The sequence below is a fragment of the uncultured Draconibacterium sp. genome, assembly GCF_913060805.1.
Lineage (GTDB): Bacteria > Bacteroidota > Bacteroidia > Bacteroidales > Prolixibacteraceae > Draconibacterium.
The window spans coordinates 137,550-159,529 of record NZ_CAJXTC010000005.1 but is presented as its reverse complement, the minus strand read 5'-3'; the positions used below and the strand labels follow the sequence as shown (position 1 = coordinate 159,529).

General features: G+C 42.9%; 14 protein-coding genes. 1 reads left to right on the top strand and 13 read right to left on the bottom strand.

The features are described from left to right. Positions 1–8 precede the first annotated feature (8 nt). Positions 9–902, top strand: coding sequence for a carbohydrate kinase (locus tag QZ576_RS04780; protein WP_297094618.1), 894 nt, complete (start codon positions 9–11; stop codon positions 900–902). A gap of 148 nt (positions 903–1,050) precedes the next feature. On the opposite strand, the gene QZ576_RS04775 is transcribed toward QZ576_RS04780, so the two are convergent. The 13 genes from QZ576_RS04775 to QZ576_RS04715 form a co-directional block, all read right to left on the bottom strand. Beyond that, the gene (locus QZ576_RS04775; RefSeq protein WP_297094616.1) at positions 1,051–2,172 is read right to left on the bottom strand and encodes an aldose epimerase family protein; all 1,122 of its coding nucleotides are present in this window, start codon (positions 2,170–2,172) and stop codon (positions 1,051–1,053) included. A 17-nt stretch (positions 2,173–2,189) separates the two neighbouring features. Beyond that, entirely contained in the window at positions 2,190–3,860 is a 1,671-nt protein-coding gene (locus tag QZ576_RS04770) for a ribulokinase (RefSeq protein WP_297094614.1), read from the bottom strand. A gap of 91 nt (positions 3,861–3,951) precedes the next feature. After that, the gene (gene araD / locus QZ576_RS04765; RefSeq protein ID WP_297094612.1) at positions 3,952–4,635 is read right to left on the bottom strand and encodes an L-ribulose-5-phosphate 4-epimerase; all 684 of its coding nucleotides are present in this window, start codon (positions 4,633–4,635) and stop codon (positions 3,952–3,954) included. A gap of 19 nt (positions 4,636–4,654) precedes the next feature. Continuing rightward, positions 4,655–6,334: a sodium:solute symporter gene (locus QZ576_RS04760; RefSeq protein WP_297094610.1), complete on the bottom strand. Its 1,680-nt coding sequence runs from the start codon at positions 6,332–6,334 to the stop codon at positions 4,655–4,657. Between the two features lie 33 nt (positions 6,335–6,367). Next, positions 6,368–7,879, bottom strand: a complete 1,512-nt coding sequence (gene araA / locus QZ576_RS04755; RefSeq protein ID WP_297094608.1) for an L-arabinose isomerase — start codon at positions 7,877–7,879, stop codon at positions 6,368–6,370. 45 nt (positions 7,880–7,924) lie between these two features. Beyond that, positions 7,925–8,605 (bottom strand): NUDIX domain-containing protein, encoded by a 681-nt coding sequence (locus QZ576_RS04750; RefSeq protein WP_297094607.1) that lies wholly within the window; start codon positions 8,603–8,605, stop codon positions 7,925–7,927. 328 nt (positions 8,606–8,933) lie between these two features. After that, positions 8,934–11,072 (bottom strand): family 43 glycosylhydrolase, encoded by a 2,139-nt coding sequence (locus tag QZ576_RS04745; protein ID WP_297094605.1) that lies wholly within the window; start codon positions 11,070–11,072, stop codon positions 8,934–8,936. A gap of 8 nt (positions 11,073–11,080) precedes the next feature. Beyond that, entirely contained in the window at positions 11,081–12,886 is a 1,806-nt protein-coding gene (locus QZ576_RS04740; protein ID WP_297094603.1) for a M61 family metallopeptidase, read from the bottom strand. A gap of 141 nt (positions 12,887–13,027) precedes the next feature. After that, complete coding sequence (locus QZ576_RS04735) at positions 13,028–13,747, bottom strand: Crp/Fnr family transcriptional regulator (protein ID WP_297094601.1); 720 nt, start codon at positions 13,745–13,747, stop codon at positions 13,028–13,030. A gap of 18 nt (positions 13,748–13,765) precedes the next feature. After that, the gene (locus QZ576_RS04730; RefSeq protein ID WP_297094598.1) at positions 13,766–14,599 is read right to left on the bottom strand and encodes a hypothetical protein; all 834 of its coding nucleotides are present in this window, start codon (positions 14,597–14,599) and stop codon (positions 13,766–13,768) included. 20 nt (positions 14,600–14,619) lie between these two features. Beyond that, the gene (locus QZ576_RS04725; RefSeq protein WP_297094596.1) at positions 14,620–16,869 is read right to left on the bottom strand and encodes a S9 family peptidase; all 2,250 of its coding nucleotides are present in this window, start codon (positions 16,867–16,869) and stop codon (positions 14,620–14,622) included. Between the two features lie 39 nt (positions 16,870–16,908). Beyond that, positions 16,909–19,158, bottom strand: a complete 2,250-nt coding sequence (locus QZ576_RS04720) for a S9 family peptidase (protein ID WP_297094595.1) — start codon at positions 19,156–19,158, stop codon at positions 16,909–16,911. Positions 19,159–19,199: 41 nt separating this feature from the next. Beyond that, positions 19,200–21,839 (bottom strand): T9SS type A sorting domain-containing protein, encoded by a 2,640-nt coding sequence (locus QZ576_RS04715; RefSeq protein ID WP_297094593.1) that lies wholly within the window; start codon positions 21,837–21,839, stop codon positions 19,200–19,202. Between the last annotated feature and the right edge of the window lie 141 nt (positions 21,840–21,980).

Sequence of the window (21,980 nt, the reverse complement as noted above, 5' to 3'; positions counted from 1 at the left end):
GCACAAAAATGAATATTACAAATAAAGAAATACTTTGTATTGGAGAGGTGCTGTGGGACCGACTTCCATCGGGAGCTAAACCGGGCGGTGCCCCCATGAATGTGGCTTTGCACCTCAACGCCATCGGGCTTGATGCGGCAATTGCCAGCTCGGTTGGCAACGACGATGCAGGCAAACAACTCATTGATTTTTTAAAAAATTCAGGGGTAGATACTTCGTTAATTCAAACGGATGAAAAATTACCTACCAGCGAAGTTTTGGTGCACCTCGACGAGAATAATAACGCCTCGTACGAAATTTGCGAACCGGTGGCCTGGGACAATATTCAGCTTACCGACGAACTGGCTAAAAAGGCACAAAACTCGGGACTGATCATTTATGGTTCGCTGGCATCGCGAAACCAAACAACGCGCGAAACACTTTTGAAATTAATCGACAACGATGCGGTAAAATTAATCGATGTAAACCTGCGCCAACCTTACGACAAACAGGATGTGCTGGAACTTCTGCTGGCTAAATCAGACATTGTAAAACTAAACGATGACGAACTACGTGTTTTTGCCGGCTGGAATGGAATTGAAGGTAAAACCGAGGAAGAACTGATAAAATGGTTTGTGCAACATTATAAAGTTGAAATGCTTTGTGTTACCCGTGGCGACAAAGGAGCGGCCATGTTTCATAAAAACAAGTTTTACGAGCATCCCGGATTTAAAGTAAACGCTGTTGACACGGTTGGTGCCGGCGATGCTTTTCTGGCCGGTTTGGTAGCGGCATTTCTGCAAAAGAAATCACCCAAAGAAGCGATTACTTTTGCCTGTGCAACGGGTGCTTTTGTGGCATCGAAAGCAGGTGCTACACCGGAATACGACATGAATGAAATTCAGGCAATTATGAACCAGTGAAAATAGAATTGAATTACCCAATATTTATAAAAGCAAAAAGGAGGTTGAAATCAACCTCCTTTTTTTAGGTTCTTCCTGCCTGCTAAAACAAATCAGAACCTTTACTAACTAACTATCAATTAACTTAAAACTAAAAATCCTTTAGATCTTATTTTTCAACATCAAATTTGTAGATACAAACTGAATAGTACTCATCGCCCGGATTTACAATTACACTTGGAAATTCAGGTTTGTTAGGACTATCAGGGAAGTGCTGAGTTTCTAAACAGAATGCACTTCTGAAACCGTATTTAATGTCGTTTTTACCGGCAACTTGTCCGTCGATAAAGTTACCGCCGTAAAACTGAATACCCGGTTCGTTGGTGTATACTTCCAATACTCTTCCTGTCTCCGGCTCAACAACTTTTGCAGCCAAAGCAGCTACGTTATTCTCGGTATTCAAAACCCAGTTATGGTCGTATCCACCTCCAAGTTTTAACTGCTCATCATCAGCTTCAACGCGGGCGCCAATTGCTGTTGGAGTTGTAAAATCGAATGGTGTTCCGGCAACTGCTGCCAACTCTCCTGTTGGGATCAAACCCCCGTCAACAGGTGTATAATAATCAGCATTCAGGTACATCAAATGATCGTTGATCGTAGTTCTTCCACCATCTTTCAAATTGAAATAAGAGTGGTTGGTAAGATTCAATACCGTTTTCTTATCAGTAGTGGCGAAATATTCAATTTTCAGCTCGTTTGCAGCTGTTAACTGGTATTTCACTTTAACTGTTACAGTTCCCGGGTAACCGGTTTCCATATCAGGAGAAACTAAGCTAAAATCAACTTCTGTATCACTGATCTGTTCTGCATTCCAAACCTGGCGGTGAAAACCATTGGTTCCACCATGCAGATGATTCTCGCCGTCGTTTTTCTCCAGCGGATATTCAACACCGTCGATCGAGAATTTAGCATCGCCAATGCGGTTGCCGTAACGACCGATCACTGCGCCATAAAAATTCTCTTTCTTTTCAACATAGTCTGTACCCGAACCATAACCAACAATTACATCTGCCAACTCGCCATTTTTGTCGGGAGCATACAAACTCACTACTCTCGCGCCAAAATTGGTTAACTGGCAAACAACGCCGTTATCGTTTTTCAAAGTATACAGTTCAATAGTTTTTCCCTGGTAATCAAACGCAAAATCTTCGCTTGAAATTCCAACAGGAGCTTCTTCTTGTGTACAACTAAATACCATAAATATTAAAGCTATTAATCCTAAGTACTTCATTGGTTTATTTTTTTAGGTTACTTGTTCAAATCGAACTCAATAAACTTACCCAGTCTATTGTATTTCTCGTACAGGTCTTTGTATTTCTCTACGTTTTCAGGAATTGGATGATATTCCATTTCGAAACCGCCACCCATTTTTGCCTGCGCTTCGCCAAGGTTTTCGTAAACACCGGCTGCAACTGCTGCTGCCATTGCTGTACCCAATGCACAAGCCTGCTCAGAGCGAGCCACTTTAATTGGCATATCCAGTACGTCGGCAACGATTTGCATTACCAGACGCGATTTTTTAGCCACACCACCCAGTGCAATAACACCGTCGATACGGATTCCTTCAGAAATAAAACGATCGTTAATGGCTTTTGAACCAAAAGCAGTTGCTTCAACCAATGCACGGAAAATACGTGGTGCATCCGATCCTAAATTCAAACCGATAATCGCTCCTTTTAATGCCTGGTTAGCATCCGGAGTACGACGACCGTTCATCCAGTCTAATGCAACGATTCCGCTCTCGGCGATAGGAATTTTTTCAGCTTCCTGGCTCAGTTTAGCGATAACCTTACCTGAAGTTTCATCGATAAGCTTTTTCTTGGTTTCCTCGTCGATCAAATCAGATTCGGCCAAAATATTCTGCATTGGCCACTCAATCAAACGACGGAACCAGGCGTAGATATCACCAAATGCCGACTGACCAGCTTCCAAACCTAACATTCCGGGAACGATCGATCCGTCAACCTGACCACAAATACCGCTTACCAGTTTATCACCTACTTCTTCAAGTGGAGCAATCAACATATCGCAAGTTGATGTACCCATAACTTTCGACAAGTGATAAGGCTCGATTTGAGCACCAACAGCACCAAGGTGAGCATCAAAAGCTCCTACCCCAATTACCACTTTGGTAGAAAGTCCTAATTTCTTCGCCCACTCTTCACTCAAAGTTCCTGCCGATACATCGCAGGTAAATGTTTCTTTGAATAAACGATCTTTTAAACCGCTCAACATTGGGTCAAGCTGTGTCAGGAATTCTTCTGATGGAAGACCACCAAAAGCTTCGTGCCACATTGCTTTGTGACCTGCTGCACAACGGCTTCTTTTTAATGTTTTTGGATTTGTATTTCCGGTAAGAACTGCCGGAATCCAGTCGCAATGCTCTACCCACGAATAAGCTGCGCGGTAAACACCTGCATCTTCGCGAGTTACATGCAATAACTTGGCCCAAAACCACTCTGATGAATAAATTCCACCTTCGTATTTCGTGAAATCGATGTCCGATTTTTTAGCCAATTCGTTGATTTCTGCAGCCTCTTTTACTGCAGTATGGTCTTTCCAAAGTACGAACATCGCATTTGGATTTTCTTCAAAACCCGGAGTTAATGCCAGTGGTGTACCTTTTTCGTCAACTGCTACCGGAGTCGATCCGGTTGTATCAACAGAAATACCCACAACATTTTCGGCTACACCTGCAGGAGCTTGTTTCAGCGCCTCAACAATGGTGTATTCCAAACCTTCTAAATAATCTTTCGGATGCTGACGAAACTGGTTGTTTGGCGCATCGCAATATTCTCCTTTTTTCCAACGCGGGTATTCAAACACAACGCTTGCAATCTCCTCGCCGGTCTCTACGTCTACGATTAATGAACGAACCGAATCAGAACCATAATCCAGTCCAATAGTATATTTTGCCATTTTCTTTGATTTAATGAGGAGCGAAAGCCGGCAGAGAAATTACTTCTCCACCAACTTTTCGTCCTTGATTTTTTTTGTAACTGATGGACAATTATTGTCCGTAGTATGCATTTTTACCATGCTTGCGCAGGTAATGCTTATCTAATAAGAATTGATCGATCTCAGCTCCCGGAGTCAGCTGCAAAGCAGTGTGTGCCATTTTTGCCACTTCTTCCATAACTTTTGCGTTATGAACGGCATTGTGAGCACTTGTTCCCCACGAAAACGGACCGTGGTTGTTTACCAGAACTCCCGGAATTGCAACCGGATCAAGCCCCTCGAAAGTTTCCACAATTACGTTTCCGGTTTCCACTTCGTATGCAGTGGTTACCTCCTCCTCTGTCAATTTACGTGTACAAGGAATTGCACCGTAAAAATAATCGGCGTGTGTTGTTCCCAAAGCAGGAATGCTACGTCCGGCCTGCGCCCAGCTGGTTGCCCAAGATGAGTGCGTGTGCACAACTCCCGATATTCCTTCAAAAGCTTTGTAAAGCACCAGGTGAGTTGCGGTGTCGCTCGATGGTTTCAGGTTTCCTTCAACCACATTGCCTTCCATATCAACCACCACCATGTCGCTGGCTTTCATATCGTCGTACGAAACTCCGCTTGGCTTAATTACCACCAAACCTTTTTCGCGATCGATAGCACTCACATTTCCCCAGGTAAAAATTACCAGGTCGAGATCAACCAGTTCCAGGTTCGCTTTAAAAACTTCTTCTTTTAATTGTTCAAGCATAATTTATTCTGTTTTTATTCTACCAGAAGTAGATGTAAAATGCTACTGTTAATCCGAGGATTACAGCAGTATGGAACACATCCCAACCATTCCAGCTGGCACGTGTTGCAGCTTTTTGTTCTGGCGATGAAGTTCCGAATACCAAGCCCTGAATCTTTTTCTCGTCAGGAGCTTCGGTAAGTAAACTCACCACAATAACAACTACCAAACATACAAGCAACATCCATCCGCAGAAGAACAACCAGTTCATATCGAAGAATACACTTTTGAACAAGCTGTCGCCTGCACCCTGAACGTTCTCGTAATATACTTTCGCACCCAAACGGGTAATACCAATTATAAATCCTGACATCAGTCCCCAGAATCCACCTTTGGCAGAAGCACGTTTCCATGTAATACCCAGCAAGAATGCTGCGGCGATACCAGGAGCCAGAACGGATTGTACGTCTTGTAAATATTCGTAAAGCACGTCGCCAATACTTCTCATAATCGGAATCCAAAGAATACCCAAAATCACGATTACAACTGTTGCAACCTGACCTATTTTCACGAGTTTTTTCTCCGGAGTTTCCGGTTTAAATCGTTTGTAGAAGTCGATGGTAAATAACATTGCCGAAGAGTTGAACAACGAAGCCAGCGAACTCATTAAAGCAGCCAAAATACCACAAACCACCAGACCTTTAATACCGGCAGGAAGCAACTGGGCTACCAACGATGGGAAAGCAGCATCGGCACTTGGCAATACATACTCTTGTCCGTTCAGCATAACTCCTCCTTTGGCACTCATCGCATAAGCAATCATACCAGGAATAAGAAAAAGGAATACCGGTAACAATTTCAGGTAAGCGCCAAAAATTGTACCTCTACGGGCATGTGTTTCGTTTTTACCCGACAGCACCCTTTGTACAATAAACTGGTCGGTACACCAATACCAGAAACCAATGATACTGGAGCCGATTAAAGCACCCAGCCATGGGAAGTCGGCATCGCGGTTGTCCCTGATCAGGTTGATCATACTGTCGCCATATTCGTTAACCTGGGTAGCACCTGCAATTTCCAATACCTGATCCCAGCCACCAACGGCTTTTAAACCAAGCACCACAATTACCAGCGATCCACCAAGCAGAATCGGCGTTTGAAGTACCGAAGTGTATAACACCGATTTCATTCCTCCGAAAATGGTATAAACAGCCGTTAACAGCACCAGGCCAATGGCCGAGATCCAGAAGAAATCGATTCCCCACATGGTTTCGATACCGAAAACCTGTTGGAAAACCAAACCACCGGCATAAACGGTTACCGCAACCTTAGTTAATACATAACTTACTAAAGAAATAAGTGATAGTACTGTTCTGGATTCAGGGTTATAGCGGCGTTCCAAAAACTCGGGCATGGTAAGTACCATACTTCGTGAATAGAACGGTACAAACACCCAACCAAGAATCAGGATCATCCATCCCTGAATTTCCCAGTGTGCCATTGCCATACCACTTGAGGCACCGGCACCGGCTAATCCAATAAGGTGTTCTGATCCAATATTCGAAGCAAAAATCGAAGCTCCAATTGCAATCCATGAAGCATCACGTCCTGCCAGGAAATAGTCGCCTGAAGTTTCTTCTTTCTGACTTAAAACCCAAACGATTACTCCGATAAGAGCAACACCAAAAAGGCCAATTACAATCCAATCTAGTAATTCCATAAAAGTTGATTTATTTTTTTGATTTAGTTTCTATTATAATCCTTTGGCCAAATGATAGTAAAGATCATTCCAGCGCAGTTCTTTTTTGAACGTAGGAATAGTAGTGTCTTTGTCGATTACTACAGCTTCGATTCCTGCAATTTCAGCAAAGTCTAACAAGTCCTCAACTGAAAGGTCGTAAGAGAAGCTGGTGTGGTGTGTACCACCTGCCAAAATCCATGCAGCAGCACCTACTTCGAAATTAGGTTGTGGAATCCAAAGTGCACTTGCAACAGGAAGTTTTGGAAGATCTTTTGATTCGATACAATCAACAGCGTTAATAATCATACGGAAACGGCTTCCCATATCTACTACTGTAGCGGCAACACCAGGTCCGGTTTTACTTTTGAAAATAACACGTGCAGGATCGTTTTTACCACCAATTCCCAAAGGAAGTACATCAAGTGTTGGTTTGCCATCAGCAATTAACGGACAAACTTCCAACATGTGCGCCTGAAGAATTGCACTGTTTTCGCCATCGAAGTTCAAGGTATAATCTTCAAGGAAAGAACATCCTTTGTAGTCTTTCATTTCCTGGCTCATGAACCACATTGTGCGGTATAAAGCAGCTGTTTTCCAGTCACCTTCTGCACCAAATCCATAACCGTCAGCCATCAAACGCTGCGAAGCCAAACCTGGCAACTGATCGATTCCTTCCAGGTCGTCGAAGTTGGTAGTGAAAGCTTTTGCACCTTTTGCTTCTAAAAGACGACGCAATGCGATTTCAATTTTAGCAGCGTGAGCAACTTGCTCGCGGTCTTTTCCACCTTCTTTACAGCTGTCAACAAAGTTGTAGTCTGCTTCGTAAACTTTTACCAATTCAGCAACTTCTTCGTCTGTAACTTCGTTTTGTACGGCAACCAATTCTGCAATCGGACAGTAATCTACGTGATATCCGAAAACTCTTTCAGCATCAACTTTATCACCATCGGTTACAGCAACGTTGTTCATTTGGTCGCCAAAACGAACAATTAACATATCTTGCGAATCAGCCCATGCAGCAGCTACACGCGCCCATGAAGAAACCTGTGAAACGGTTTTTGGATCCTGCCAGTGACCTACAACCATTTTCAGGTTGTAACGCATGCGTGCTGTAATGTGACCGAATTCCCGGTCGCCGTGTGCACTCTGGTTCAGGTTCATGAAATCCATATCGATTTCGTTCCATGGAATTTCTTTGTTGTACTGTGTATGCAGGTGCAACAATGGTTTGTTCAATTCTTTCAATCCGTGAATCCACATTTTTGCAGGAGAGAAAGTGTGCATCCAGGTAATGATACCGATACAGTTATCATCGCTGTTTGCGTCTTTACAAATACGGTGAATTTCTTTCGATCCTGTTCCGGTAGGTTTAACTACTACTTTTACAGGAATTTCTGTTGATGCGTCGAAAGCAGCAGCAATTTCTGTTGAATGCTCTGCAACTTGCTCTAGTGTTTTAGGTCCGTAAAGGTGTTGGCTACCTGTTACAAACCATACTTCCATTTCTTTTAATGTACTGCTCATATTCTTTGATTTTATTTTAAATGTATATATTACTCTTATATGCTTTTAAACTTTTACAATACGGTCGAGACCGCGCTCGGTAACTTCGCTTTTGCATGTATAATAAAACGCTCCTTTTTTCGATTCTGATAAATCTTTTTCATTCAGGCGCTCCAACACATTAAGCGATAATATTTTTTTTCTGAAGTTTCCGGGATCGAATTCACGCTGAAATATAGCTTCGTATAATTTGCGTAATTGAAGTAAGGTAAATTTATCGGCCAGCAGTTCTTTCCCGATTAATCGGTAGCCGGCTTCCTGTTGCAATTTTACCAATGCCTGCTCTACCATTTGCCCATGATCGAAGATCATTTCCGGCAATTCTGAAATGGGCCACCAATGTGCACCATTCTCTCTAACACAGGCTTTATCGTGCTCGTCCATACGCACCAAAGCATAATAAGCAAGACTGATTACTCTTGCTTCCGGATCACGGTCGGGATTGGAAAATGCAGCCACCTGCTGCATAAAAATATCTTCAAGACCTATGGTTTGTTTTAATACGCGTTTGGCGGCATCATCCGACGATTCTCCATCCTGCACAAATCCTCCCATTAGCGACCACGCTCCTTTTGAGGGCTCAAAACCCCGCGGATAAAGCAACAGACAAAGTTCCCCTTCGTCGTACCCCAGTATCACGCAGTCAACTGATACAAAATGCTTCGGATGTCTAGTATAGTGTTTCATAGTAATATTGATGGAACAAATCTATAAAAGTATTTTTAACTTTTATTATTTACCATCCTGCAAAATGAATAATTATGCTGAAGAACATATATTAATTCCGCTATTACACATAAGAACATTTTATACTCAACAAGTTTATTTTCTGCTACTTATGATTAACACACGAATATACTTCCTTAATGAAATACCGCGAAAAGCCGTTTTTTAAAGATCCCTGTATTTATATTCATTCTAATAAAAAAAGGAGCTGAGCAGCTCCTTTTTTACGAGTACGATGTACTGTTATTCTTTAATTTGTTAATTGAGTCCCTTGTCAATTAATAATATTCTATTTCAAATTTGATTCGCTGTATGCCTTCTCAATCGCCGATTGTGGCAAAGCATAATCATACATTTCAAAGGCAGCCATTAAACCGGTGTAGTACTCACCGGCATCTGAAGCGCCAATTCTGATCTTTGCATTATCAACTGCCGACGACAGCAACATATTTTGTGCAGTATCCAACTGGCCGTCAACATAAACTTTTTCCACAACCCCATCGAATGTTACTACAATGTGGTGCCATTTATTGGCTTCGGGTACTTTGTTGTAAGGCAAATCAAAATGGCCGTCGAGGTGAGCCACCGCACCGTAGTTACTTTTATTGTAGTGAACTGCGTTGTACGAATTGGCCAGGTAATGCGCGCTTCTGTCGCACCACGATGCCAGACATTCGTCTCTGTCGCTTACTTCAGGATTTTTCACCCATGTTGAGATTGTAAATGCACCGTTCCACTCCAGACTTCTTGGTACAGCAATTCCGTCCAATTCCAAAGCTCCTTTTGAGAATTCAATGGCTTTTGTTCCGCTTTCTTTGTCGGTAACGATCTTTACATCTCCTTTTCGCACCAAATCACCACCCAACGAACCAGTGTTTGCCAGTTTATCGAATGATTTGCCTGAAAGTGAATTGGCATCAAAACCAACAATCATACTCTGCGAGCTTGCTGCTCCCGGCTCATTCTCCGATGGTTTATTTACCAGGTTCAAAGGAATATCGAATGTTTCTTCATAGACTTTCATGTTCCAAACAGCGGCGAAAGTTCCGGTTTGCTCTGTTCCCAAAATAGTAAGTTTGAGGTAACGCGCGCTCACGTCATTATCGTCGATCATCGGACTTCCCGGTATGCGGTTTTCCGAGCGATCAGCATAAACTTCCCAATTTGTATTATCGGTAGAATACTCAATTTTGTACTGATAATAGTATGGAGAGAATTCGAACTGTGTGGCAATTCGTTTAATGTCTTTTTCTTCGCCCAAATCAACCGACAGGCTTTGTGGGAACGTATTGTCTGCAGCTTTCCACATGGTGGCGTTGTCGTTATCAAAAGCGTAAGCCGGCTTATATTCATAGTCGTAAGCAGGCGACTGCAAATGATAAAACGAAGAAGCCGACGCTGTCGCTTTGAACGCAATATCTTCAGGAACTTCCGACGGAATAAAAGCTTTAATCCCTTTTTGCGTTGGAACTACCGCTTTAATTGTTGAATCGTTTTCAAAGATCATGCTGTCGATACACACCTGGCGCGCCATTCCACCTGCAGTAAACGGAACATCGTGTTTGTGGTAAACGATGTAATAATCGTCGCCATTTTCCAGCACCGAGTGGTGTCCCGGTCCGTGAGTCGTTCCGTCCTCATTGGTCTGCAAAGTCGGGTTATTTTCTCCCGGTGTAAACGGCCCGTATGGATCGTTAGCGTATGAATACAATACTTTGTAAGTTTCGTTGTGGCACGATTCGGCTGAATACATCAGAATGTATTTATCGCCCTTTTTCATCATGTAAGCGGCCTCAAAAGGATTTGGCGTTTGTGCCAGCGGAATATTGGTTGAGTTCGACATTACATCCATTGTTTCGGCGTTTAACTCGCCAACGGCATAACCGCTGTTGTAGTGTACCCAGGTTCCCCAGTAGCCATAAATGCGGCCATCATCGTCCTGAAAAAACTGAGCATCTAACGATGGGAATCCATCGATAGGATAGTTTTGTGCAATTACCGGGGTATCATCGTCGTGTAATTTTTCCCACGGGCCAACCGGCGTATCCGAAACATAGCCGTAAATGTTACATCCTGCCTGACAATTTCCAAAATACAGGTAATAACGGCCATCTTCGCCTTGCATAATATCGGGTGCCCAAAAGTTGCGCAGCGCCACCGAATTCAATGTAGGCACCTCCATTATATAGTTGTACCAGTTTTGCAGGTCTCGACTGTACCAAACGGTTGGCGCGCCCGATGCCAGCATTTCATTGTCGGTAGTGGCGTAGATGTAATAAATATCGCCAAACTTTTTAATTGTAGGATCGGCAAACCAGCCGGGCAAAACAGGGTTAGAAATGTGTGTTGTTTTTTGTTCTGTTGTTTTATTTCCGCACGACGACAGGATAAAAATTCCCGCAATCATGCTCAGTAGAAATTTCCTCATTTTCTTGTCTATTTTTCGAGAATCCAGCTCTCCAGTAATTGTTTTTGTTTATCGTTAATATCGGTTTTCACCTGCATTTTATAATCGCACCATTCCTGGTCAAAAGTCGGAATGGTAAATTCTTTCTCTCCACTTCTGCGTTTTACTTTCAGCGTAATTTCACCTTGTTTTTCAGGATGCGTTAACGAACCGATCAACGTCTCATTTACTTCGACACCGTTAACGGTAAGAATTTGGTCATTAATGCTCAGGCCAATTTGCCATGCCGGAGAATTTCGGTCGATGTCGGTGATTTGCCAGCCCTCGCCAGCTTTTCGCAAAGTCAGTCCGTATGACACAGTTTTTGTTGGCGTAAGGTTCATTTTAACACCCACATAATCCAGGTATTTCTGGTAATCCATCGGCCCGGTTATTTCAGCGTAATGAAAAATTTCTTCCAGCGAACATCCGGCAATCGTTTCACATACTTCGCGGAATTCTTCATCGGTGTAACCCCGGTTTTGCTTTTTATGGAAATCGTTATAAATGGTACGCATTACATCTTCCAGCGACTTTTCGCCGTCGGTTTCGTACCTGATCTTTAAATCGAGCAGCATGCCCAATGCATTACCAATATCGTAGTACGAAATGACAGTATTGTCAGTGTGGTTGTTCCAGTTGAAGAAATTGAGCCAGGTATCGTAACTCGCCTGGCGGGCCGTTAAATGTTTACGTCCGTTGGCATTTTCGAAGTTGGCAATGGTTTTGCTATAGGCGTCGAGCACTTCCTGCTGCGACATTAATCCGGCACGATTCAACACCATGTATTCGTAATAAACCGTTAATCCTTCGGCTACCCAAAGCATGTTGGTGAGGTTTTCGTTGCAATAATCGAACGGCCCCAATTCAATCGGGCGAATACGTTTTACGTTGTACAAATGAAAAAATTCGTGCGCAATAAACGCCAGCCACGATTGGTATCCGCGGCTATTGGTAACGTCGTAGTTCGAGTTCGAGAAAACTGCCATTGAATTTCGGTGCTCCAAACCGCCAAATCCCTGATCCATGATCAGAAATGAATAGTGCGAATACGGAATATCACCCATTAAATCTGTGGCACTTTTTACAATCTTTTTGAAGTCGCCAATGTATGTCTCGCGATCAAACTCTGCCGGATTTTCCATTGATATGGTATATGGAATTCCATCAACTTCAAACGACAGGATTTCCATATTTCCGGCAAGAATCGGGCTGTCATAAAGCACATCGAAATCTGCAGCCCGGTAAATGTATTCCTTTTCATTTACACAATCTAAACCGGTTGTTACGGTCGTCCATTCTTTGTACGGATTTACTGTTAACACTACCGGCGTTTGAATCAATTCTTGTGAAAACATAAAAACACCTGTTGGCTGAATAAAAGCACGTCCGTCATCCAGCCACGGATCGGCAACCGAACGTTCGTAAGCATAAACATCGTACGATATTTTTACGCGTTTTGCATCACCGCTTTTTATCTGCCAGGTATTTAAATCTGTTTTTGAAAACTTTAGCGGGGTACCGTTTTCATTGCTGGCCGAAAAACTGGTAACGTTTTTGGCAAAGTTCAACATCCAGTAATAACCGGGTGTCCAAACGGGCATTTTTACCTCGAAATTTTGCACACCATTACTGTTAAAATCCATTTCTACCTGGTAATAGTGCGTGTGCGGCGCATCCATCGAAACGGTAGCAAAAACAGTGTCGGCTGTGTTTTGGCACATTGCAACCGCGGCTGCAACTAAAAACACTGTTGTCAATATTATTTTCCGGAAATTCATTTTAAGATCATTCATAAGCAAGTTAATTTTGACAGGTTTTAAAATTAAGAAAAAGCCAGCCCCGGATTACACAATGGCAACCACAGGCACTGACTATCCCACCTAAACTTTGTTCTATGAAAAACAGGAACTAACTTTATCTACATCTATATAAAATCAGATATTTGCAATTGCCTGCAATCTCTTTGTATCGAGAAATATTATTTTTCGTCCGGTAAGATCCAACAGATTTTCATTTCTGAATTCGGACATTACGCGGATGAGCGATTCAGTAACGGTACCAACCATATTTGCCAGATCTTCGCGTGTTACGGCAATTTGAAGCGCGTTGTAATTATCGAGCCCAAATTCGTCTTTTAAAATCAGCAACATTTCGGCCGTACGTTCGCGAACCGTTTTCTGAGCAATATCGGTAATAAAGGTGTTTGATTCGCCCAGTTCTTTACACATAAATTTCATCATTCCGTGGGTGAAATCCCAGTTCTGCTGAAATAAATGTAACATGGTATTGTACGGCACATGACACACCAAGGTGTCGTCGTAGGCTTTTGCCGAGGTACAGGCCAACTCGTGGGTAAGCAACGAGCGGTAACCAATAAGATCGCCTTGTTGTGCAAATTTCAGAATCTGCTGCTTTCCGTTTCCACCGATCTTATAGATTTTTACAATGCCCTTCAGCACGATGTACAAACCTGCGTGTCTGCAACCTTCGCGGTAGATTACCGAACGCTTTTTAAATGTTTTATACACTGAATTGATCTCGAGGTCGAGCAATTCGGCTTCTGACAATTTTCGGAACATGTGAATATCGCGCAAGCGCGAATCATCTTTGATTACTGATGCTACCCTTCTTCTGGGTTGAACGATTGTTTCCATATTATTTTAGTTAACGGGTTACTGCACATATAAATTAACAGCGGCATGGCACGATGGGCTAACCTCGAACTCGGGAAAATAGCGACCTACGATTTCATACAAATCAGGATCGTACTTTTTCATGTCCGAGCGGGTATTTACCCAATTGTGTTTGCCGTCGGTTGTTTCAACTTCGGCATTTACGTTAAACCAGTTTTGTACACCTTCGGCCCAATATTCCCAGATATTGGTGGCAGCGTAGGTGTTTTCGTATTTTCCGGCTGCCATTGCGGCATCGAGCTTCTCCTGAAGTAAATCGTTAAATTTATCGTCAAGCGGCATAATTCCAACACCGTGAATGGTGTGTGCAAATTCGTGAATCAGAATGTCTTCTGCATGGTACTTGTCAATCTGGTAACACAGCAGGTTTTCTTCGGCACAGGTTGTCAGCGGATCTTCCATAGTTCCCCCCAGTCCGCGTGCACGAACGTCCCAGTTCAGTGTTGTGTCGTTGGCTAAATACGCGTGCTCAGGAATATCAGTTGTTCCTTCGTAACGCGCCATAATTCCAACACGGGTATTCAGTTTTACCATCTGATTAAGCACTTCTTCCGGCAGGCCGCCGGTCATAAAATCAATGATCTCGCAGGCCTTAACAAAAGCAGAATCGGGCACCCGGTGCGAACTCATAATATGAATGCCATTTACATTGACATACTTTTTATAAAACGGATCGAGTTTCAGTTCTTTGGGCGGTTTTACAATTTCGTACTCCTTTGCCGGCACCTTGGCCGTCAGACAAGAGAACGACAAGATTCCGGTAAGCAGTAGCACCAGAATCTTTGAATTTTTATGAGCGAAAAAGTTAGTCATTACAGAGTTTTTATAATTTGCTAATTTGATTTTACAGCATTCCAATCAGGTGTTTCTTCTTTTAGAAAATTACGAATGAAGAAATCGCGGCGCTTTTGCTCGCCATACGTTCCTCCAAGTGTGTGGTTTACGCCAGGCAGCACCACCAGTTCAAAGTCTTTGTTAGCTTTTATCAATGCATCGGCAACCTGCATGGTTGATGCCGGATCAACATTATCGTCTACTTCTCCAACAATCAGCATTAATTTACCTTGCAGTCTGTAGGCGTTCTCAACATTCGAACATTCTGCGTATTCAGGTCCTACAGGGTATCCCATCCATTGTTCGTTCCACCAGATTTTATCCATGCGGTTATCGTGACATCCACAGGCCGAAACTCCGGCTTTATAAAACTCAGGATGAAATAACAAACCTCCCAAAGTACTTTGCCCGCCGGCCGACGCACCAAACAAACCAACTCTGCTTGTATCCATGAAGCTGTACTTTTCAGCAGCGGCTTTTATCCACAAAATACGATCGGGAAAACCGGCATCTTTCAGGTTTTTCCAACATACATCCTGGAAAGCTTTCGAACGGTTCGATGTTCCCATTCCATCCATCTGAACAATGATAAAACCTAACTCGGCAAGGCTTGAGAAAGCATAACTAACCGGGCTAAAACTTTTTTGAACAAACGAATCGTGCGGGCCGGCATAAATGTATTCGATAATCGGGTAATTCTTATTTTCATCGAAATTGGTTGGGCGGTAGATATTTCCCCAAATATCGGTTTTTCCATCGCGGCCTTTTGCCACAAACGGCTCAGGAGCGATCCATCCTTTTTCCTGCAAATCTGAAATATCTGTTTTCTCCAGCTCCACCAAAACTTTTCCATCAACAGAACTGCGAACTACTGTAAATGGTGGCGTTTCAACCGTTGAGTACGTATCGGTAAAATAATTCAGATCTTTTGAAAACGACACATCGTGATTCATTTTCTCCGGTGTAAGATCGGTTAAACCGCTACCATCAAAATTCACCTTGTAACAATGCAAATAGTAAGGATCTTCGTCACTGTTTTTACCCGATCCGTAAAAGAATATCGTACGGTTTTCGTCATCAACTTTTATTACACGACGAACCACCCACTCTCCTTTTGTGATCTGATTTTTCACCTCCCCGGTTTTCGAATCGATCAGGTAAAGATGATTCCATCCGTCGCGTTCCGATGCCCAAAGTATTTCGTTGCTTTCCTCCAGATCATAGCGGTAACGTTTTCCACTGTAATCGATAAATGTTTTGCTTTGCTCGTCGATCAATACTTTAACATCGCCGCTTTCGCCATTCACTTCTACAACTTTGTAGGCCTGATGCCCGCGCTGGTTAAACTCGAAAGTAAATGACGAAGCATCATCTTTCCATCGCGGGTTGGTGAGACTAAACTGGTGTTCAAAAGCATCGGTATTTACCGGAATTTGTTTTTTGCTTTCCACATCAAACAATGCCGGATGTTTTATCGGCATGGCATCGCCCGGCTTGCGGTAATCGCGTTTGCGCAAAATAGGCTGTAACTGGTCTTTTGGCGACGATTCAACAAAGAAGATCTCGCGCTCTTCAGCATCGCGCACTTTGTTTACCGCCAGTTTTTTTGAATCAGGAGACCATGAAAAATACGACGAATAAAAATCGCCGGGTGCTCCATCGTAACTCAGTTGAAACTCCTCGTTTGTTTTGTTATCCTTTACGTAAACGTTGTTTTCTCGTATAAAAGCTGTCCAAACACTGTCAGGCGATGGAACCGGGTCATTTCCCTTCTCATCAAAAAATCCTCCCCAGTAATCATTCGATCGCTCTTCTTTTTCGGCTGTATCTTTTTTCAGATCATATTTTTTCAAATCGCAGATCCAGTCTGTTGATTGAAAATTAAAATGAATCGTATTTTTATCCTCGTCGAATTTCAGATCCCTCAAATACAATTCTTTGGCAGAAGTTTTTTTATCGAGTTGCTTATTAAGCGCTTCAACCAGTTTATCGGTATCAAAAGCAGTTTTTTTCGATCCTTTTTGCGCATCAACCAGTTGGTACTTTATACCCTCGCGCGTTTTTATACGGTACCAGAATACATCCGTTGAATCGATCCAGGTAATTTGGGCCACCTGATCGTAAACCAAGTCCCTGAGTTTCATTACAGAATCAGCTTGTGCGTAGTCTTCTTTTGTGAGTTGCGCAGAAACTGTATTGCCTGCAAAAGCAGACAGAAGAATTAATGAGATGAATAAAATTTGTTTCATTTGACTTTATATTTTCACATTTCTGTGATCTGTACTTTTCTAGTTTGATGTTACCGCGTTCCAATCCGGTGTTTCCTGCTTCAAAAAATGCCGAACGAAAAAGTCGCTCATTTTGCGTTCATCGTATCGTCCGCTCAAGGCATGTTTTGCCCCGGGAATTATTACCAACTCAAAGTCTTTATTTGCTTTTATAAGTGCATCTGCCACCTGCATTGTCGAGGCCGGATCAACATTTTCATCCAACTCTCCAACTATCAACATTAGTTTTCCCTGCAGTTTATGCGCATTTACCACATTCGAACATTCTTCGTATTGAGGTCCTATCGGATATCCCATCCACTGTTCGTTCCACCATATTTTATCCATACGGTTATCATGGCATCCACAAGATGAAACCCCCACTTTGTAAAATTCCGGATGAAACAAAAGACCCGATAAGGTATTCTGTCCACCAGCCGATCTTCCGAACAATCCAACACGAGTTGTGTCCATGTAACTGTAGTTTTCGGCTGCGGCTTTTATCCACAAAATACGATCGGGGAAACCGGCATCTTTTAGGTTTTTATAACAGACATCCTGAAATGCTTTCGAACGATTTGAGGTGCCCATTCCATCCATTTTTACGATGATAAAACCAAGTTCGGCAAATGCTGAAAAGGCACTGTGAACTGCCTGAAAACTTTTCTGCGTAAACGAACTGTGTGGCCCTGCATAAACGTATTCAATAATTGGGTACGATTTATTCTCGTCGAAATTAGTAGGGCGATAAATATTTCCCCAAATATCGGTTTTGCCATCGCGGGCTTTTGCCACAAACGGTTCCGGAGCAATCCATCCTGCCGCTAATAATTCGGACATATCTGCTTGCTCCAGTTCTACCTGAACTTTGCCGTCAAGAGAAGAACGAACAACTGTTACAGGAGGTGTTTGAACTGTTGAATAGGTATCGGTGAAATAATCAAAATCCCCAGAGAATGAAACTTCGTGATTCATTTTCTCGGGCGTTAAATCGATTAATCCGCTACCATCAAAATTTACTTTGTAGCAATGCAGGTAGTATGGATCTTCGTCGCTGTTTTTACCCGAACCATAAAAGTAAATGGTACGGTTTTCAGCATCAACATGCAACACATTACGCACTACCCACTCGCCTTTTGTTACCTGATTTTTTATCGAACCGTCTTTCGTATCGATCAAATAAAGGTGGTTCCAGCCATCGCGTTCCGATGCCCAAAGCATTTCGTTGGTTTCTTCCAAATCGTAACGGTAACGTTTTCCGCTGTAGTCGATAAATGTTTTACTGTGTTCGCCGGCGAGTATACGAACTTCGCCTGTTTCGCCATTTACTTCCACCACCTGGTAAACCTGATGACCACGCTGGTTAAATTCGAAAGTAAATGCTGAAGCGTCTTTTCTCCACTTTAATCGGGAAAGGTTATACTGAAATTCAAAAGCAGTTGTGTTAACAGGAATCTGCTTTTTACTTTCTACATCAAATAAACAAGGACGTCTGATGGCCAGATCGTCGCCCGGTTTTTGATAATCTCTTTTTCTTAAGATCGGTTGTAGTTGCGAATCGGGGGATGATTCCACATAGTAAATCTGGCGTTTTTCATTGTCGCGAACGCGATTTACAGCCAGCTTTTTCGAGTCGGGCGACCACGAAATATACGACGAATAGAAATCGCCCGGCGCGCCATCGTAACTTAACTGGTATTCTTCGTTATCCTCGTTGTTCCGGATGTAAACATTATCGCTTCGGATAAACGCGGTCCACAATTTATCCGGAGAAACCACAGGGTCGCCACCTTTTTCATCGAAAAAGCTGCCCCAATACGGGCGAGTTCTTTCCGGCTTCTGATCGGAAACTTTTACCAGTGAGTACTTTTTCAGCTCACATTTCCAACTTTTGGATTGGAAATTAAACTGTATTGTTTTTTTATCCTGATCGAATTTCAGGTCTTCTAAAATCAACTCCTTTGCAGAAGTTTTTTTATCCAATTGCTGGTTCAGGGCGTCAACCAGTTTATTGGTATCAAAAGCAAGTTTTTTTGTGCCCTTTTGTGCATCAACCAACTGATACACCATTCCATCGCGTGTTTTAATCCGATACCAGAATTCAGGTGATGAATCGATCCAGGTAATATCAGCAACCTGATCGTAAACCAACTCTTCGAGTTTCATCACTGAATCGGCATTTGCATAATCTTCTTTTGTGATTTGATCAGAAGTTTTACTGCCTGCAAAAGCAAGCAGTAAAACTATGGTTACGGATAAAAACAACTTCATTTTCAATTTATATTTTTACACGAAATTGATTTCCGGTCACGTTACCGAACCAAAAATTTATGCGTGTCATTCATTTCATCTGTGCGCACGTTAACAAAGTAAATTCCTTGTTTTAAATGCGACTCCAACGGAATTTCAAATCGGTCGGACTGAATATCCTGTTGAACATACAAAATATTTCCCCTTGCATCGATAATGCGAACTTCCTTCTTAACAGATAGTTGATCTTTGAAGTCGATTTTTAACACATCGTTGCTGGCAATCGGGTTTGGATAAACCACTGACGAATGATTTTTGTCGCCAACAGAAATATTTTCGGCGCCGGTAGTTAGATTCGGATCGTAAAGAGCACCTTCTGTTGGGAATGGCTCAACCGGATCAGGAACGTTGATGATTGTTGAGTTGTAATCGTACCATTTTTTATTTACGCTGGCAGTTCCGTCAACACCTTCAACCAATTGCAAACGGTAGTCGAAGTGCGCTTTACGTGTTTCTTCGCCTTCGTAAACATAGTCGGTGTTACAAATTACAGCAATTACAACACCATTTGCAGGCGCTTTGTCCAAGTTCAGTTTACACGATCCGCTTGATACAGGCTTGCTGTAAACAGGCGTTCCATCAGTAGCACGGTAAACCAACTGACAAGTCATGTTTTTACCCAACGGCATAAAGTTCACTTCTACCTGTGTGCCTGAAACCAATAATGGTATTTGGTTAGCACCCGACCATCCCGGAGTAGTTCTTGGTTCCGGAGTAAGTATTTTATTTTCGGTATCGCGCATCCATGTTTTTGCATACGGAGTAGCTCTCCACGGTGTACATTGAATCCAGCTTGGTTGCCACTCAGCGCCAATGGTTCCGCCCATGTTGCCATCGAGTAATTTTTTGATGGCTCCACTCCATTCGCCCATATCAATTAGCGCTTGTTTAGCACGGTACTGCATAATCAGGCGGCGAATTTGCATGTCGCCAATACCGGCAGCCATACCTTCCAATACACGTTCAGGGCAGTTTTGCCAAATCCATGGAATACTTCCTTTGCCCAAAGCCTGACCAAGGAAAGTTGGGAAAGTATTTCCGTACTGGTTACCTCCAAGCAAGGTTCTCCAAGTACAAATTTGCTGGCTTCCTTCGAACATATTCACACCTTCGGCACTTGGTCCGCCAAAACTTCCGTCTTGCAACCAACCAGTGTAACATTCAATAGGCATAAACGGAGCAATATATGCACCGGCGTTCAGGAATCCCATCTCGTCATAACTCTGCGCTTTTGTTGCTTCCATTTCCTGTTGTAACCAGGTATTTCCACCTTCATGGAACCATGCAGCTTGTTTAGCGCCCGGCATATCGGCCAGTACAGCGTGAATTCCTTCATGAACCATGGCCCCCATTTGTCCTTCACGATCACCGTAAGGACAAGCAGGATCGAAACTGTAAATCGGGTAATACGAAGCCAAAATCATCGGCCAGCTTTCATTCTGGTAAGTTATGGCGCCCTGCCATCCACCAAGTGCAGTTGTATCAGCATCATCGGTACATAAACCTGAGCCATAAAGGTAAACAGCACTTCTGTAACCTTCTTTGGCACGTTTGTCCGGTGGCCATCCCATGGTGTCGCGGAAATAAGCAAAGTCTTTATTTAAACGCTCCAACATTGGAGTAATGGCGGCTTCGGTAATTTCCGAACGTTTGTTTGGTCCCCATTTAAATGTCCACCATCCTGATGACTGCGTTCCAACTACACTCGGACAATCATCGAGGTCTTTTGTAGGCATTTCCAATGTAGGATATTCATCTCTGAAGTTATAATTTAAAGTTGGAGAGAAATTAGGCCATGCAAATGGTTCAGCCACCTGCTCTTCATCACCAAAAAATACCCAAACACCTTCGCTTGGTCGCGACACGTTGCCTGCAGCATCAACCGCCTGCACAGCGATCATGTACATTTCGTTACGTGGCATTCCGCTTATGGTTGCCATGTGGTAAGGAGCTTCTTTGTATACCGAGTCATTCAACAGCACCTGGTAACCGGTAACTTCGTCGTCATCGGTTGAAGTATCCCACGAAATGGCAATACTTGTCTGCGAAATATTTACGATTTCAGGAGTTCCCGGAGAAGAAGGCGCTTCAATATCGGTACTACCCGACAGGCTGCGTCCCCAAACTCTAAACTCAAGAATTCCGGTTGACTCGGTGTAATTACGCATGGTTACACGAAGTTTCGAAACAGCAGTTTCGGGAAACGAAGCGCTGTTGAATTGATCCTTTACACAAGGAACATCAACCAGTTTTACCCAGTCGTTAGCATCTTCGTCGAAAACTTCGATATAAGCTTCGTCGGGTGTTAAAACACCGCCGTTGTCGTCGAACCAGTAAATTTCAACTGATGTTGCAAGATATGCAGGATTCCAGTCGTACTGCACCCACTGATACGAATCCGGGTTACTCCAGTTTCCGTAGGCAGTATTCGTTTTATCGTTTGAGTTTGATGGAGTAAATCCATCGTTCACAGCATTCAGGTTTTCCCACCCCGAAACAAACGAAGTGCTTGGAGTTGCGATTAAAGCAATATTGATACTATCGTTTTCAGCTTGATTTGCAGACATTGCAAAACCGGGGAGCTGAAAAACGACTGTCAGAAATAACAGTAATGGAATTTTTAATAAGTAAATTCTTTTCATAATGATTGATTTTTCAGTTATAAAGAGGAGTAAATATTTGTGATTAGAACAGGTGATCCATTCCGGAATATCAATAGAAAACCTTACCGCCGGTAGCGAAAACAGAATGGATCTTGCTTTACAAAGATTTTTAATCTATGA

Coding starts and splice junctions, on each gene's coding strand:
- QZ576_RS04780 (WP_297094618.1), top strand. CDS start 9: ATGAATATTACAAATAAAGAAATACTTTGTATTGGAGAGGTGCTGTGG.
- QZ576_RS04775 (WP_297094616.1), bottom strand. CDS start 2,172: ATGAAGTACTTAGGATTAATAGCTTTAATATTTATGGTATTTAGTTGT.
- QZ576_RS04770 (WP_297094614.1), bottom strand. CDS start 3,860: ATGGCAAAATATACTATTGGACTGGATTATGGTTCTGATTCGGTTCGT.
- araD (WP_297094612.1), bottom strand. CDS start 4,635: ATGCTTGAACAATTAAAAGAAGAAGTTTTTAAAGCGAACCTGGAACTG.
- QZ576_RS04760 (WP_297094610.1), bottom strand. CDS start 6,334: ATGGAATTACTAGATTGGATTGTAATTGGCCTTTTTGGTGTTGCTCTT.
- araA (WP_297094608.1), bottom strand. CDS start 7,879: ATGAGCAGTACATTAAAAGAAATGGAAGTATGGTTTGTAACAGGTAGC.
- QZ576_RS04750 (WP_297094607.1), bottom strand. CDS start 8,605: ATGAAACACTATACTAGACATCCGAAGCATTTTGTATCAGTTGACTGC.
- QZ576_RS04745 (WP_297094605.1), bottom strand. CDS start 11,072: ATGAGGAAATTTCTACTGAGCATGATTGCGGGAATTTTTATCCTGTCG.
- QZ576_RS04740 (WP_297094603.1), bottom strand. CDS start 12,886: ATGAATGATCTTAAAATGAATTTCCGGAAAATAATATTGACAACAGTG.
- QZ576_RS04735 (WP_297094601.1), bottom strand. CDS start 13,747: ATGGAAACAATCGTTCAACCCAGAAGAAGGGTAGCATCAGTAATCAAA.
- QZ576_RS04730 (WP_297094598.1), bottom strand. CDS start 14,599: ATGACTAACTTTTTCGCTCATAAAAATTCAAAGATTCTGGTGCTACTG.
- QZ576_RS04725 (WP_297094596.1), bottom strand. CDS start 16,869: ATGAAACAAATTTTATTCATCTCATTAATTCTTCTGTCTGCTTTTGCA.
- QZ576_RS04720 (WP_297094595.1), bottom strand. CDS start 19,158: ATGAAGTTGTTTTTATCCGTAACCATAGTTTTACTGCTTGCTTTTGCA.
- QZ576_RS04715 (WP_297094593.1), bottom strand. CDS start 21,839: ATGAAAAGAATTTACTTATTAAAAATTCCATTACTGTTATTTCTGACA.